This window comes from Mucilaginibacter ginkgonis, assembly GCF_009754905.2.
In the GTDB taxonomy this organism is placed as follows: Bacteria; Bacteroidota; Bacteroidia; order Sphingobacteriales; family Sphingobacteriaceae; genus Mucilaginibacter; species Mucilaginibacter ginkgonis.
Genome location: NZ_CP066775.1, coordinates 2279438 through 2295630 on the forward strand (window position 1 = coordinate 2279438; position 16193 = coordinate 2295630).

8 protein-coding genes are annotated in these 16193 nt (G+C 43.7%); all 8 read right to left on the reverse strand.

The genetic code is table 11. From position 1 onward, the window contains the following. Nucleotide 1: 1 nt before the first annotated feature. The 8 genes from GO620_RS10685 to GO620_RS10720 all read right to left on the reverse strand — a co-directional run bounded on the left by GO620_RS10685 (nucleotide 2) and on the right by GO620_RS10720 (nucleotide 16183). Nucleotides 2–1318 carry a TolC family protein gene (locus GO620_RS10685; protein WP_244139399.1) on the reverse strand — a complete coding sequence of 439 codons (1317 nt, stop codon included), beginning with the start codon at nucleotides 1316–1318 and terminating at the stop codon, nucleotides 2–4. A 240-nt stretch (nucleotides 1319–1558) separates the two neighbouring features. After that, nucleotides 1559–2833, reverse strand: coding sequence for a flavin monoamine oxidase family protein (locus tag GO620_RS10690; protein WP_157525333.1), 1275 nt, complete (start codon nucleotides 2831–2833; stop codon nucleotides 1559–1561). Nucleotides 2834–2940: 107 nt separating this feature from the next. Further along, nucleotides 2941–4494, reverse strand: coding sequence for an FG-GAP repeat domain-containing protein (locus GO620_RS10695; protein WP_157525335.1), 1554 nt, complete (start codon nucleotides 4492–4494; stop codon nucleotides 2941–2943). Further along, the gene (locus GO620_RS10700) at nucleotides 4494–6053 is read right to left on the reverse strand and encodes an FG-GAP repeat domain-containing protein (RefSeq protein ID WP_200229886.1); all 1560 of its coding nucleotides are present in this window, start codon (nucleotides 6051–6053) and stop codon (nucleotides 4494–4496) included. The genes GO620_RS10695 and GO620_RS10700 overlap by 1 nt, the downstream gene beginning before the upstream one ends. Nucleotides 6054–6064: 11 nt before the next feature. After that, complete coding sequence (locus GO620_RS10705; RefSeq protein ID WP_244139400.1) at nucleotides 6065–7393, reverse strand: vanadium-dependent haloperoxidase; 1329 nt, start codon at nucleotides 7391–7393, stop codon at nucleotides 6065–6067. Between the two features lie 3 nt (nucleotides 7394–7396). Continuing rightward, complete coding sequence (locus tag GO620_RS10710) at nucleotides 7397–10978, reverse strand: VCBS repeat-containing protein (RefSeq protein ID WP_157525339.1); 3582 nt, start codon at nucleotides 10976–10978, stop codon at nucleotides 7397–7399. A gap of 78 nt (nucleotides 10979–11056) precedes the next feature. Continuing rightward, complete coding sequence (locus tag GO620_RS10715; RefSeq protein WP_157525341.1) at nucleotides 11057–12892, reverse strand: RagB/SusD family nutrient uptake outer membrane protein; 1836 nt, start codon at nucleotides 12890–12892, stop codon at nucleotides 11057–11059. Nucleotides 12893–12916: 24 nt separating this feature from the next. Next, entirely contained in the window at nucleotides 12917–16183 is a 3267-nt protein-coding gene (locus GO620_RS10720) for a SusC/RagA family TonB-linked outer membrane protein (RefSeq protein WP_157525343.1), read from the reverse strand. Nucleotides 16184–16193 lie beyond the last annotated feature (10 nt).

The window sequence follows — 16193 nt, forward strand, 5'->3', positions numbered from 1 at the left end:
TTTATAAGTTGTTAGTAAAAATGGTGAAGTCGCCTGTTGCTGCCGATTTTAGCAGCACTGCTTGCCAAACATTGTTGTAAGCAATGTCGCGGTCTATTTGCGCACGGTTTAAATTGAAAAGCGCTGTTGTAAAGTCTACAATGCTCGACAAACCGTTTCTGTAAAGCGCCTCTTTTTGTTTGTAGGCATCTGTGGCAGCCTTTACTTCTATCGGTGCTTCGCGGTAATTCTTTAATGAGTTGGCGATGCGTGTCTCGGCTAATACCTGCTGGTCTTGCAAACGCTGGCTTACCAGATCATATTCATTTTGTAATTGTGCCGAAGTAAAGCGCTGCGATTGTACCTGGTAATGCGTGCGGAACAAGCTGGTAAAGTTCCACACCACGCCAACGCCCAACAGATAGTTGTATCGGGTTGGATCCACCCCCGCGCCATAATTAGACGTGTATACGCTTGGCGCCGCCGAAGTTACGCCCGGCGTAAAGCCGGATCCCCTGCCTTGGAACACGCCGAACGCGCTTAAAGTTGGCAGTGCGTTTTTGCTTAAATAGATAGCTTGCCTGTCGCTTACACCTACCCTGCTTTGAAAGTACTGCAATACGGGATGGTTTTGCAGGGGCACATTCGACGGTGCGTCCGGAGCTTTTGGTATGCCCGTAATGAAAGTGCTGTCTAAGGCGAACTGTTGCACCGGTACACCTAAATATTGTATTAAAATGTTGTTTTGATCCTGCTCATTTTGCTGCGCGTTGGTTAACGCGATGCGGGCGTTTGATACCTCTGAATTGGCAAGCGACGAATCTACACCGGCGTTAAGGCCATTCTTCACCCTTGCAACTACTACCCTGCTTAATTCTGTAGCGCGGTTAAGGTTATCCATTTGCGACTTGACAATGCGTTGCGCAGCCAGCAAATTAAGATACGCCGATGCGATCCTTACCTGATGCTGAAATAATTCCTGGTTCAAATCTTCCTGGTCACGGTAAACTGTCGATTTTTGCACGTTCACCTTTTCACGGGCACGGCCAAAGGCAAAGAAATCCCAGCTTACATTGCTCAGATACAATGCGCCGAACGCGGCATTCCAGTTTTGCGATGATAGCGCCGGGCCCGACGATGCTACACTTAAACCGCGGTAACCGTATAATGGCCCATTCATACCATTAATGGTGCCGTAATCCTGTTGCGCAGATAAGTTAAAATCCGGCAGGTACTCTGTTTTTGTTTCCTTTAAATATGCTTTAGAAGCGTTTAGTTGCTGCGCTTTTGCTTTTATGGTGGGGTAATTCTCTGTACCCAGCCGCAATGCTTCGCGCATGGAGAGCTGTTGTTGCCCATGGGCGGTTGTGTAAATACAACAAGTACAAGCAGCGGCTAAAAGAAAAAATAGAGCCTTATTGAACATGGGGTATTAGTAAGTAGTGCTGCAAATCTAGAGATAATGAAAATTGAGTTTTGTAATAAACTTGTTTCCATTGTGTCTATATAACAATATGAATGTCACAAAATTTACATTCCCTTACAAAATAGGCTTTTTTCTTACCAATATGTCATTTTGCTATTTTGATTTGTCAATGATATTTGTCGCAACGGCTGCCGCGGATGTTAAGGCCGCCTCTACTGTACCCATAGCCGGACCATGATATAGATATTCGCCAGCGAAATAAATAGTATCCTCTATTGCCGATGTAAGTATTTCACGGGCATCATCAGAACCGACCATGTCATAAGCGTATGAACCCAACGTGTAAGGGTCTGCTGTCCAATTGGCTACATGCCAGCTTTGCATTTGCTCTTTTAATTCTTTTACGGTAAGGTCAAATATGTTTGATAAGCTTTCAAGTGATTTTTCTAATATATCCTCATCAGAAGCGTCTGTTAATTCGCGGGCAGGGTTACCTCCAAGCCAGCCGGTTAGTAAAGCTTCATGTTTAGGCGCTTGCGACCACCAGGTAGGTATCTCCTCTTTAGACATAAAAAATAACGCACCGCTTAAATCTTCGTCATGCAGCTTCTCCCAAAACCTTGTATTGAAACGCAGTAAAACTTTGATGATAGCACCGAAACCTATTTGACGGAATGCCTGCTGTTGCGAGTGGATGGGTGGCGTAAACGTTAACGCATTATCCGATTTTAATACACCCAAGGGTAAAGCTATAATCAATTTCCTCGCCTTATAACTTTCACTGTTAGATGTTTTGACGGTCACTTTATCTTTCGACCAATTACAGTCCTTTACTTCGGCTTCTAAAATAATCTGGCCTCCGGCCGAAGTGATTTCGTCAGCCAGATAGTTGATCATTTCGAGATAACCATAGTTAAGGCGGTGCTGGGCTCCTTCGTCCTCATTTTGCCACTCTTCGCAAAGGGCAAACACAGACACATCAGCGGGGTCGGCGGTATCAAAGCCGGATACATATCGTTTAGCCTGGTCACGTAATGGCTCGTGTTCTTCGCCGGCAAAATAGACCGTTAGTAAATCGGCTAAATTCATGTCTTCCTTTAAGCCATTCATCTTATCCATCAGCTCATCCCAACCGTCTATTTCATTACCCTCTTCGGTTAATCGGCCATTGTCGAGGTGCAGCATCTCACCGCTTGCAGCGTGATATTTTATGCCTGCCTCTTTGAGCAGATTAAGCGTTACCGGCAGATCGCCATGTACAAACTCTGCACCTAGTTCTGTTTTGCCAAACTGGTCGTAAATAGTATGTATGCGCCCGCCTATCCTATCGCGCGCTTCAAGAATCGTCACTTTATAACCTGCTTTCACAAGCAACCTCCCGGCCATTAAGCCTGCAGCTCCGGCTCCTAAAATCAAAATGTCTTCCATGTGCTATAAACAACAAAAGCCGCCCTGAAAGTTTCAGAACGGCCCTATTATAAAGTGTGATTGGTTGTGTCGTGTAATCAGTGCAAAGCTAAATTAATCAAAGCCGCTTACTTTCTCCCGGCTTGCTTGAAATTATTTTTCAGCACTATCAAAGGTTCGTTCTGGTCCCATTGCGGTTTAACGCCTTTTTGATTCAGTAACCCACGCTGGCCTATTGAAAAGTTGCCAAGTACAATGTCCGGCTTACCATCGCCATCAACATCATGTACATCCATGCAGATCCACCGGCCATATTTCTCAACAGGGATATTATGCGGCGTAAATTTATTGGCCGATTCCTGGTGCAGGTAGGTAAAGCCTTCTTCGGGGTGATATTTAAAATCAGAGAAAAACGCTATTGCAGCTATGTCGGGCTTGCCATCTCCATCAAAATCTATGGCGACAGCTTTAGTACCGCCATCTATATGATAAAAATACGTTTGCCTAAAGTTCCAGCCGCCCTGGTTAGTGAAAATGTATAGACCGTGGTAAGGCTTCAATACCCTTGAATAATCGCTATTGTCTCCGCAGCAATAAAGTATATCTAGCTTACCGTCGCCGTTCATATCCACTAACTGGAAACTCCCCGAGCCATATATCGGCGGGAACTGCAAAATCCTCTTTTGTGTGAAACCACCCTTATGGTCATTGGTAAACAACCAAATAGCTTCTTCATTTTGAGCAAAAAGGCACATTACATCAGGCCAGCCATCATTGTTGAAATCGCCTTTTAATAATTGCGTTCCGCCCGGTATGCCCAGCATCACTTTCTTATTGTATTTGCCTGCCGGCTTTTGTTCAATGTAATACAGGCCACCGCGGTCATGCCCAAACCCACAAACCACGTAGTCGGGCAACCCATCTTTATTAAAATCTGCAGTAACGGTTTGCACCGGGCGCGGCAGGCTGTCAGTGATTTGTCTCGGTGCTCCGGCTTTGCCTGTAACAGGTAAAGTAAGTTCATACACCTTTCCTTTCGACACGTCAACCGGCATCATTTGACCAATGCCAGTTATCACGCCAACGTTTCTCTCACCCTGTTTTACGAAATCTATGCCCGTTACAGGCGAATCGAAATTATAAACCAGCGTTTGTTTTAAGTCCGGTGTCCAGCTGTAGAAGCCATTCGCCGCGTCGCCGCTGTAAAGCTTGTGATCGTCCGGGCTTACAGCAACCATTGTTGTCATTGCAGGCACATGAGTATTTACAATCTTAGGTCTAACCAATGTAAAACCGTCCCAATCACGGGCGGGTGCTTTTGCAGGTTTGGGGATTACCAAAGAGTCGGGCGCATTAGATATGTACCATTTTTCTATAGCCTGCCACTGCGCCAGGCTAACTGTTGAATTTGGGTTGACTACTGCCTGACCCATAAATATTTCGAGGTTCAGCCGTTTTGCCATCGCCGGAAGGATACCATCTCGCCAACTTTTCTTATCGGCAAGGGCAGGCTCTGTAAACTTATGGCAGCTGGTGCAGTATTTTGTGGCTAATGTCCTGCCGTCTAATGATTGCGCTTTAGGCGCATTATCTTGATTACAGCTATAGATCGTGATACCTGATACAATAGCCAGGGTAGCCGGTATAAAAACCGCCGGCAAGAATTTTTTTAAGTTAAACATCAGCCTATTTTTTTACCGGTGTGGTTTTCTAAAACTATAAGCGGAATGTTGCCATTCTGATACGGATTTTTGTTATGGTCGATGGTCATCCCCTGCGAATAATTGCCCAGTACAACATCGGGCTTACCATCACCATTTACATCGCCAACAGCCATGTCAAACCATCTGCCGTACTTACTCACAGGCACCGCGTGCGGTATGTAATGGCCTGCCTTGTCATTTTCAAAGTAAATAAAACTTTCAGCAGGTTGGCTTTGCAAGTCAGCGAAAAATGCGCTGGCTACAATGTCCAGGTCGCCATCACGATCAAAGTCGGTAGCAATAGCTTTTGTACAACCGTTTATAGGGTAAAAATAGCTTTGTTCAAGCGACCAGTTGCCATTATTCTTATAAATATATAAACCATGGTAGGGCTTTTTAATTCTTGAATCGCCGAAGTTGTATCCACAGGTCAAGATCACGTCCAAATCGCCATCCTTATCAACATCTGCCAGCTGGAAACTTGACGATCCATAAACCGGCGGCAAGCTTAATAATCTGCGTTCTGTAAAACCGCCTTTCTTATCATTTGTAAACAAGCTGATACCTTCATTATTGTTCCCATATAAAGCCATAATATCCGGCCAGCCGTCTTTATTAAAATCGCCGACAACAGTCTGAACAACGCCGTCTGAGTCTTTCAAGGATACGCGATCGAACGTGTGATCTGCTTTTTGTTTCATCACAAATAAATGACCACGTAGTTTTCCCCTCGATGAGATGACATAATCCATAAGACCATCTTTATTTACATCGATCGCAGAAGTTTGCATAGGCCTTGACAGGTCTGACTCGATAACTTTAGGCATAGCGCCTTTAGCAGCCAGGTCTAAGCTTAGAACTTTGCCATTAGGAAAATCTTTAGGGGCAACTTCACCGATGCAGGTGATAACCCCATTATAGTAGCTGCCATCCTTGACATAAGCCATGCTAACCGCTGCAGACGGTAATTGCGTCACAGGTGATGCGTTTAGGTTGCTATCCCATTTATATAACTTAGCCTTCACGTTGTCTGCACTGTATATCACATGACTTTGCGGGTCAATGCTTACCATAGTTGTGAACGCCAAATCAACATCTGCCGTCGATGATGGCTTTTTTAAACTAAAGCCGGCCCAATCATTAACCAGACTATCGGGGCGCTTTTGCGGCAAAGGATTGGTTGGCGCATTCTTTTTGTAATAATCAACAATGCGTGCCCAGTCTGAGATAGAAATCCCTTTAGCAGTATCAGGTCTGTAGAATTCCGTGCCGTAAGTAGCTATCTGCAGATACGGCGCCATCGCGACTAAAGTATGATTAAGCCAAACATCCTTAGTCAACGCATTCACAGGCACCAGTTTATGACATTTGGTACAATATTTTGTAACCAGCTGACTGCTGCTTAGTTCTACATCGTTAGTATCCTGAAGGTTTGATCCACTTTTTGTTTTGCAGCCGTCGATTATTACCGTCGCTCCAATTATCAATACAAACCCGGAAAGCCCTATTATATATTTGGCCTTGCTCCACATATCCATTCTTGAAATATCTATTTAGTTAATTTTAATTTTTGCCAGATGTATTCGCCTACTTTATGACCTTGTACTGCGCCCTGGTTTACACTATTTAGGTAATGTATGCCGCCGTAAAAGCGGCTTACAGATGTTTCATCTGATGCTTTTATAAAGGAATCGAAGTGGCGCTGCATACCGATGTAGCGTAAATCGCTGGTATCTTGGAAAGCAAAGTTATCACCAAAAATATGCGTCAAAATTGTTGATGACGCAGCGCTGATGTCGCTATGCCCGCTCGGGTACTCCGGGAACGGCGGTGTTTGCAGCAATGGCAACCAGTTATGATCTATCTTGTCGTTAATTACTGTTACAGGGCGAATGTAATTGATGGTGTACTTATCCTGCCATCCGCAAATGAAGGCGTCATATAATGCTATAGCTGTAAGCGCGTAAGCCTGAGCTGTTTTAACGGCATTGGCCTTAGTTTGCCTGCATGCAATAGTAGTAATACCTATCCAATGCCCGCCGGGAGTAATCTTCTTATTGGCGAACATAATGTGCCCTGTATGCTGGATCACAAATGGGTTATCGTCCCAAAATTTCGCGATGGTTACCTGTTCTTTTGTGATGTTTTTGCTCAGGTTATAAACCTCGACATTTTGTTTGTAATACTGGCTATTCTTGTCTTCATTAAATGCCGGTGGTGGTGGCGTTGGGAACTGTGAAGACGAATCAACCGCGAAGGTTTTCATTGTGCCCCAGCAAAACTCTACGCCGTCCAAATAATCTGGTGGAGTCGGCTGCCATTTGCCCGGGTCGTGACTTCCTAAAAACCGCGGCTTGCCGCGTGTTTGCGGATAATTGTCAAATGCCGCGCGTTTAAGTATAATTTTACCAATGGCTTCGCCAAAAGCTACAGAACGTGCATAAACGGAATCGTGCAGATTGTCCTGAAAACGGCCAAAAAGTTTGTCTTCGTATTTCTTTAAAGAGTCGACGGAAAATATAACTTTATGGGCAACGGTAAAAAATGCCTTGCTTGCTGCAAGCGTATAATTGTAAGTTTTGCCTTTTTGCGGCTCAGGCATCTTTGCAAAGCCTCTTAGTTGTGCAGTTATTGAATTATATTTCGGGTCGGCATAACGCATTGCTTCATAAGAGGCCAGGGAAGCATATCCGTATATCCGGCTGGCTACAGGCGGCGTAAACACATCATAAATAATCACCTGCGTTAGCTGATCTTCGTTCTGATGAAGTATGTCTGCGTCACTGACTTTTTTACCATCGCCAAGTTTGCTTTTGCAACCTGCAAGGGCAGCAATAACGCACATCACTGCGGCTATGTTTATTCTAAGTTTCGGCATGGTTTAATTAACTGGTATGGAACGTGTTTTACCGTTGCTGCCTGTAATTTGCACGGCAGACATATTGTATTCAATATTAAAAAATCTCGCAGACTGAGACAAGAAAGACTCGCCGTTATAAAACTCGATCTTCGATTTTCTTCCATCGCGATATTTAACTTTTGCATACATGTCTCCTGCGCTTAAAGACACGGTTTTGACGCTTCTTTTAAGATCATATAATTTAAGCGGACCGGTGTGCTGACTTGCGGCGAGCAAATACTTGTTGTCTGTGCCGCGCAACTTTATCAACGCTTTGCCGTCGCCCGGAATGTATATACCACTCTGCATTATGGAAAGCGGGGTAAAGCCGCCTTTTCCGTTTCCTTTAAGCATCAATCCATTAAAGGCGTCATAACGGCCGGTACCTACCTCGGTGCCATAATCGTTACCGTTAAGGATCACATCAAGGTTGCCATCCCCATCAAAATCATCAACCGTAATACCGCACAACTGAGATGTTTGCGCCATAATTGGCAAAGGTGAAATGGTAAATTTCCCGCCGCCATCGTTACGTAAATAGCAAGATCTCAGCTCGTTTACTTTTAACCTGATGCCGCCCTTACGCAGAGAATCAGGGATGACCTGATCCATTGTAGCAACCGCGAACGATTTATAATTCTGGTATTTGATACGCATGCTTATTACCTGCTTGACCACATCATCTCGGGTATTGGCAGGAAACTCCTGCATTTTACCCTCTTTATCTTTTAGATAAACAGAGGTAAACGCATCGTAACTGCCGTTATGGTCAACGTCATTAGCGGTAACATAAACTGGATATTGATCACTTGCTTTGTAAAATGTGTTTAATCCGGTATTCCCTACAATATAGTCGATGTCGCCATCATGGTCAAAATCCCCTGCAGCGATGGTATTCCACCAACCTAGTTTATCAGATATTCCGCTTGCGCTCGTCGTATTCACAAACTTGCCGTGGTCATTCTTCATAAACGTAACCGGCATCCACTCGCCTGCCATGATCAGGTCGGGCCAGCCGTCGTTGTTAAAATCGGTAAACAAGGCGTCACATACCAGGCCCACATTTTTTAAAGCCGGTGCCACTTGCTGAGTAACATCAGTAAACTTAACACCGTCTGTTTTAGAATCGTTACGCAGTATAAAACTTGAGACCGGCTTAGGGTAATTCCAAGGATCTACCCTGCCCGATACAAACAGGTCAAGGTCGCCATCGTGATCGTAATCCACCGCGCGCACGCATAGTTTACTCGTATTATTTAACGGAAGCGCGTTAGTTTGTTCGCTGAAACTACCTTTACCGTCATTAATATATAATCTATCACCGTAGGTTGGCGATTGCGGGGTAGCCTCAAACCCTCCGCTCGCCACATACAGATCAAGGTCGCCATCGCCATCAGCGTCAAATAAAAGTAAGCCCTCGTCTTTGCGGATACCATCTTTAGAAGTAAACGAAGCATACAATGGTTTTTGAATGAATTTTCCGCTAGCTTGCTGTAAAAGCAATTGAGCCGGATATTTTGAATTGCCGCCTACAACAATATCATCGGTGCCATCACCATTTACATCTCCCGATGCCATACCCGGGGAAAAGGCTGAAAGTTTGTGCGGCAATAGTTTCTGGATGTTAAAGTCTACAAAATCATCTTCTTTATGCTGATAGTTGATACCCCTATCGCGGGTTACCTCTGTAAACATTGCACTGTTGTCTATCACAGGGCGATTAAAATTATAAGATTCATTCGCGTTCGCTATATCAATTTTCAATAATTGATCTGCCTTAATATTTACCAGCGTTTGCTTTTTAAACCCGGGCCAGCGTACAACTACAGAGTCAACTTTTGAGATACCACCTAAGCCAAAGTGAGCAACATTCCAGGTTGATGACAAGTAACCCCGGTATGGCGTATTCTCGTAGAACTGCTGTTTGCCATGGTCATAGTAAACATTAATTAGGGCACCTATACCGTCAATGTTTTTAGTATCGCCTTTGAGGCTGATGTTTAAATAGTGATCTTGACCATTGGCATCAGCTTTGTCTCTTAAAGTATTTTTATAGACAAGTGCTTCATCATCAATATTGTTAATCACCATGTCCAGGTCGCCGTCACCGTCCAAATCGGCATAAACAGCACCATTTGAAAACGATGGAACTGTCAGCCCCCAGTTTTCTGTCTCGTCTGTAAACTGTAGGTTACCATTGCTCTTAAAAGCATAGTTATGAATCTTTACAATGGGTATCTGATCTAGTATCTGCTTTTGTGAGGCCACAGAAAAAGCTTCATCCCTAAAAGTTGTAAAATCGTGGTCTGTAACATCGCGGGGATAGCCATTGGTGATCACAATGTCGCGGTTGCCATCGTTATCAAAATCTGTAATTAGCGGGCACCAGCTCCAATCTGTTTGGCCAACGCCGCTTAAAAAAGATATTTCGCTAAAGGCCGGTATGCCTATGGAGTCGTTTTGCCCTAAACTATAGCCCTGATTTAGTTGGAGGGTATTTCGTGTATATTGATATTGGTATTTGTAATAGTCGAAATTTTGGTATATCTGGTATGCGTTTGAAGGCATAAACATCTTTTTACGATAATTATCCTCTGGGTTCATGTCGAGTTCAAATACGTCGGGCAAACCGTCATTATTAATGTCGGTAATGTCTTGGCCCATCGCCGCAGCAGCAGTGTGTTTAAAATATTCTTTACTACGGTCTGTGAATGTCCCGTCGTGGTTATTGATGTAAAGAATATTGTTAGTTAAAAAGTCGTTGGTAACATAGATATCTTTCCAACCGTCGCCATTTATATCGGCAATGCTGGCGGCATGCCCATAACCTTCAATGGTTATGCCTGCCTGTTTTGAAACGTCGGTAAAAACCGGGTGTCTTAGCTTCTCATCAAAGTCATTCCTAAAAAGTTTACCGGTACTTGCCTTACTTCCATCGGTCATTAAAGGGCGAAAGGTACTAGTGTTATCGCTGTTCTCGGCGTCGTTAACCGCCAGGTACATATCCAGGTCGCCGTCATTATCATAATCAAAGAAATAAGCCATGGTTGAATGCTTGTTTGCATTAAGGCCATACTCGGCCGCCATTTCTTTAAACGTTGGGATGCCTTCTTTTCCGTTTCCCTGGTTAATATATAAAAGGTTTACGCGTTTTGTAGAATCTTGCAATAAAGTGTTGCATACGTAAATATCCGGCCAACCGTCATTATTTATATCTACAACTGCAACTCCGCGCGCCCAGCCACCTTTACCGCGAACACCGGCGATTGCGGTAACATCGTCAAACTTAAAATTGCCTTTATTAAGATATAATTTATTTGAAACGGCATTACCTGTAAAATACAGATCAGGTTTACCGTCGCGATTAAAATCACCAACACCTACGCCCCCGCCATTGTAAATATTAACAGTAGATAGCGGGTTGATGGCATCAGTCTCTGTAATATTATTCGCAAATTTTATCCCTGTAACTGATGAAGGCATGACTTCGAACAAGGTTTTGTTTTTGCATGAAAACAGAACTACAGAAAACAGTATAGGTGTGAAGAATTTAAAGATCTTCATTGTAAGGGCTTGCAAAAAATAGTTTAAAAAAAAGGCGGAAACGTAATGTTTCCGCCTTAAAGATAAAGCTAAAAGCTATTAATATCCAGGGTTTTGTTTCAAAGCACCACCTTCACGGCTGATCTCTATCTGAGGGATAGGGAAAACCTCGTGTTTACCGGCAACAAATGTACGGCCGTTAAGAACAGGGTTGCTAATACGTGTATCCGCTTTAATGTAAGCGTTGATAGTGTTAGCCATGTAGTTTGCACCTGCAGGGCCGCCAAAAATAGCATCCCAACGTTGCAAGTCAAAGAAACGGTGACCTTCCATACCAAACTCTAACTGATGCTCCATATATACAGCCTGGCGTGCATACGCCTGACCATTAGCAGCAAACTGACCTGTGTAAGGTTTAATTACGTAATTAGCAGCGGGAGTAGTAGTATTACCTTTTGATGGTGCGCTGTTATCTACATAAGTATGTACCCAATACTCAGGGTGTTGTGCCATACGGTTACGGATCACGTTCACATCTGCTTCTGCAGCAGCTAAATTGTTAGCCTCTACATAGCACTCTGCACGCCATAAGTAAAGATCAGCAACGCGAATTAACAGATAATTGATAGCTGAGCCCTGGCTTGTTGCCCAGCCGCCGCCTTGATCTGCAGTAGTTGCAACATCCTTTTGGAAGAATACATTTTTCTTCGGTGTATAAGGAGCAAGGTCACCACGGGTCCAGGTTTCGCCACCGCAAAGACCCCAGTCCTGGTAAGGAATACCACGACGTCCAACAGTAAAGTCTAAACGTGGATCTACAGCTTCTGTTGTAGGCGTAAACGCAGCGCCCGCAGCTAAACCGTGATCATTTTTAAGGTTAGTAACGTTATACATTGGGAAACCGGTTGTAGCATCCTTTTGGAACATAGGCAAACCGGCAGCATCCGTTTTAAACGCGTTAGCTAAGTTATATGACGGAATGTAGAAACCACAGCAGCTGGTGTAAGTACCACCACCAGGGAAGTTCAATACGTCGCCAAAATCACTATTCTGACCGTTAGAACCGTCTTTAGTAGTCATTTGCGCGGCAAATACAGACTCTGCATTGTTACGGGTTAAAGCGTAAAAATTATCGCCATATGCACCTAATGCATATTTAGCACCACTTGCAGTTGTACCATTAGTGATCAGATCTGTTAATAATGGCAATGCCTGAGTGTATTTGTGGTCATACATGTAAGCTTTAGCCAGGAAAGCCTGAGCAGCCCATTTGTTTGCACGGCCTGGTTGAGATTGCGTTGTAGGCAATGCAGCCATAGCAGCTGTAAAGTCAGCTTCTATTTTATCCCAGATCGGCGCGTTAGGTACGTTTAAGTTACCTGCAGCATAATTAACAGTTTCGTCTACGTAAGGTACATTTCTGAAAACCTTCATCAGCTCGAAATTATAAACACCACGTAAAAAACGTGCTTCACCAATTGCCTGGGCACCTTGAGCGGCCGTTAATGAACCATCTTTTACCAAAGGAACTTCGGCAATTACGTTGTTCGCACGCACCACACCTGCCAGGTTCACCTGCCATTTAGAGTATACATAGTCATTAGATGAGCTAACGATGTGTGCCTCGATATCGCCGGCTGCGTTACCGCCCTGGTCACCAGTATCAGAACCTTTGTAAGCATCATCAGATGCAAGGCCACCGAAAGACCAGTTAGATATACCAGAACCGTAATTGGTACCTGGTTGGCCAGAATAATAGCCGTCTAATAATGAGTAAGCACCGATAAGCAAACCGTCAACACCTGCCTTATTAGCAAGTACGGCACTTCCCAACACGCCCGTTGGGTTTGTATCTAATGCATTCTTACAGGAATAAGTCGCTGTAAGCAAGGCTATTGAGCCTAATGCAATTAATTTAAAATTTGATTTTTTCATAACAAAAAGTGTTTTCTTTATTCGTTAAAATGTCATGTTAACACCCAGTAAGAAGCTTTTTTGGTTGTTTGGATATGCACCAAAATCGATTCCGAAGGCTGCGCTCTGACGGTCGCCGTTACCCAAGTTGTTGATTGAAGGCACCAACTCCGGATCCGGACCGGTATATTTTGTAATAGTGAACAGGTTGTTACCTTGCAAGTAAACGTGCAATTTAGATACACCAACCGCTTTTAATACAGATGGAGCAAAAGTATAACCTAACTGAGCCACCTTCATTCTCAAGAATGAACCATTCTCAATGTAGAAAGTGCTTGGCGCAGAGCTACCTAAAGCCTGGTTAAAAGTCAATACCGGCAATGTTGCACCGGGGTTAGTAACTACACCGTTGGCAACAATTGCAGAGTTGGTTAACAATTCGGTACGTTTACCGCCTACGAAACCTGCATAAGTGTCTGTGAAATATTTAACGTGGTTAAATATTTTATTGCCTTGTGAGCCATAAAAAACCGCAGAGAAATCAAAGCCTTTGTAGCTTGCGTTAAGATTTAAACCGTAAGTAAAGTCAGGGTTAGGGTTACCAATAAAGGTACGGTCATTGTCATCAATTTTACCGTCGCCATTCACATCAACATATTTGTATGAACCTGCTGCTGCACCGCTATAAGTAGCGCCAGAGTTTGCATCTGCAGTGCTTTGGTTAATACCTGCAACTTTATAACCAAAGAATGAACCAATTGGGTGGCCAACTTGTTCACGTACAAGCGTACCAATACGAGAACCTACACCAAGATCAAAATATCCCGGATCAGGTAAGCTGGTAATGGTGTTTTTATAAGTGGTTATATTTGCACCAATGCTGTAACGGAATTCGCCAACCTGGTCATGGTAAGTAGCAGAGATATCAAAACCTTTGTTTTCTACGTTACCTAAGTTAACTACAGGAGAACCTGCACCACCTGCAGTTGCAGGCAATTGTAACGGGAATAGCAAACCGCTGATTCTTTTCTGATAGTACTCAGCTGTGATATCAAAATGGTTAACGATAGAAAGATCGAAACCAATGTTTAAGATCTTATCTGTTTCCCATGTTGTGCTTGGGTTACCAATGCTTGTTTGATAGAAACCAAGTTGAGTAGAGTTAACACCACCGGCGATGCCATAGAATGAACTACCGGGACCATAGTTGTAAGTATCAACAGAGTTAGTGCCGCTAATGTTAGCGTTGCTACCTAATGAACCGTAGCTAGCGCGTAATTTTAAGTCGTTGATGACTTTGCTTCCTTTCAAGAACTCTTCTTGTCCAATTCTCCAACCAATGGATCCGGCAGGGAATGTACCGTATTTACGGCCAGGGAAGAAAGAAGAATAACCATCGCGACGTACGCTACCACCTAACAAATATTTGTCAGCAAAAGAATAATCAACCTTGGCAAATAAAGATTGTGTAGAAGTTGGCTGATACAGATATGTACCATTGCCACCTGTTAAGATGATGCTGGTAGGATCTGTGGTACCTGCAACTGTCAAGAAGTTTGGATCAAGCGTAAAGAAGTTATTAGCCTGAACACCTAACTGCTGACCGCCGTTTCTTTTAAACTCGTAACCAACAATAGCACTAATGTTGTGCTTACCAAATATCTGTTTATATTGAACAGTATTGGTTGTATTGAAGGTGTAAGAGTAGTTAGAAGCAGTATTATACTGATTTGGGTTACCATGCGGCTCAGAGTCGTTATATGGATTGTAACCAGTATAGTAGTAGAAGTTGTTACGTGCGTTACCGCTAAATGCAGAACGTGCGGTAAAATGTTTCAGGAAATCTAACTCTGCAAACAAAGTACCTTGCATGTTCCAGGTTTTGCTTCTGTCATTCACAGATCTCATTGCGGTAGCAACAGGGTTGGTTGCATTACCTAACTGTGCAGAAGTACCTGCATAGTTACCACCAAAGTTACCGGCGATATCATAAACAGGAATTAGTGGTAACTGACGATAAGTTTCTGCTACAGTACCACCTTCTTGTTGCTGATTGTAACCGCTGCCACCATTGTTTTCACGATAAAATACATAACCGCTTTCACCTACACGAAACTTATTGTTAAAGTAGCTAAATGTAGTGTTGGCACGGGCAGTATACCTTTTCTCAAAGGTGTTTAACAATGTACCCTTTTGGTTAAGATAGTTTAAAGAGTATAAGTAGGTGTTGTTGTCATTACCACCGCTTGCAGTGATGGTATGGCTTTGCTGAGGTGCAGAACGGAAAAGCTCATGGAACCAATCTGTACCAGCCTGGTTAAATTTTTGAACCAGGAAGTCGTTGTTAGGGTTAGCCGCATCAAATTTGTATAATGCGGTAACAGAAGCATCATTTGTTACACCAGATGCTGCACCATTAAATGAACCCGCACCGCGGAAACCGTAAGTTGGCAAAGAACCTGCACCACCTGCGTATAAACCGTTGATTTGACCTGCGTCACCAGCCTGGTATGCTAGTTGAGACTGTTGAGCAGGGGTCATTAACCGCCAAACATTACCGCTTAATGGTTTTTGAACGCCATAGTAACCGTCATAAGTGAATGTAGATTTTCCTGATCTGCCTTTTTTGGTTGTTACAACGATAACACCGTTACCACCGGCAACACCATAGATAGCTGCAGAACCCGCGTCTTTCAACACAGAGATGCTTTCTATATCTGTAGGGTTAACCTGAGACATGTTATTGGTTTGCACACCATCAATCACATATAACGGTGATGTGTTACCAAAGTTGTTTACACCACGGATAAACACAGTACTGTTAGCACCCGGAGCACCCTGGTTGATTACGGTAACACCAGATGCCTGGCCTTGGAGTAATTGCTCAGAACTTGTAGCGGGCAGTTTTTTTGCGTCATTAACGCTTACTACCGCCACGGAACCGGTGATGTCCTTTTTAACCTGCGTGGTGTAACCTGTTACAACCACATCTTCTAATTGGTTGGTTGCCACAGCCAGGGTTACATTTATAGGACCGCCGCTTACAGCAACTTCCTGGGTTTTATAACCCACATAAGTAATTACCAACGTTTGGCCGTTTGAGGCGTTTAACGAGAAATTACCATTAACATCAGTTACGGTACCAACAGTAGTGCCTTTGATGCGTACAGCCGCACCAACCACTCCTTGTTTGTCATCGGCGCCGATAACCCGGCCGGTGACCCTTGTTTGCGCCGTAACTGCCAATGAAGAGAGTATGCATGCAAATAGCAAACACATCACTCTTACCTTTAGTAGTAAACTTTTAAACATAAGATTTGAG

What these genes read in the sequence shown, in the direction of transcription:
- GO620_RS10685 (WP_244139399.1), bottom strand. Translation starts at nt 1,318, where the DNA reads ATGCGCGAAGCATTGCGGCTGGGTACAGAGAATTACCCCACCATAAAA.
- GO620_RS10715 (WP_157525341.1), bottom strand. Translation starts at nt 12,892, where the DNA reads ATGAAAAAATCAAATTTTAAATTAATTGCATTAGGCTCAATAGCCTTG.
- GO620_RS10720 (WP_157525343.1), bottom strand. Translation starts at nt 16,183, where the DNA reads ATGTTTAAAAGTTTACTACTAAAGGTAAGAGTGATGTGTTTGCTATTT.
- GO620_RS10710 (WP_157525339.1), bottom strand. Translation starts at nt 10,978, where the DNA reads ATGAAGATCTTTAAATTCTTCACACCTATACTGTTTTCTGTAGTTCTG.
- GO620_RS10705 (WP_244139400.1), bottom strand. Translation starts at nt 7,393, where the DNA reads ATGCCGAAACTTAGAATAAACATAGCCGCAGTGATGTGCGTTATTGCT.
- GO620_RS10695 (WP_157525335.1), bottom strand. Translation starts at nt 4,494, where the DNA reads ATGTTTAACTTAAAAAAATTCTTGCCGGCGGTTTTTATACCGGCTACC.
- GO620_RS10690 (WP_157525333.1), bottom strand. Translation starts at nt 2,833, where the DNA reads ATGGAAGACATTTTGATTTTAGGAGCCGGAGCTGCAGGCTTAATGGCC.
- GO620_RS10700 (WP_200229886.1), bottom strand. Translation starts at nt 6,053, where the DNA reads ATGGATATGTGGAGCAAGGCCAAATATATAATAGGGCTTTCCGGGTTT.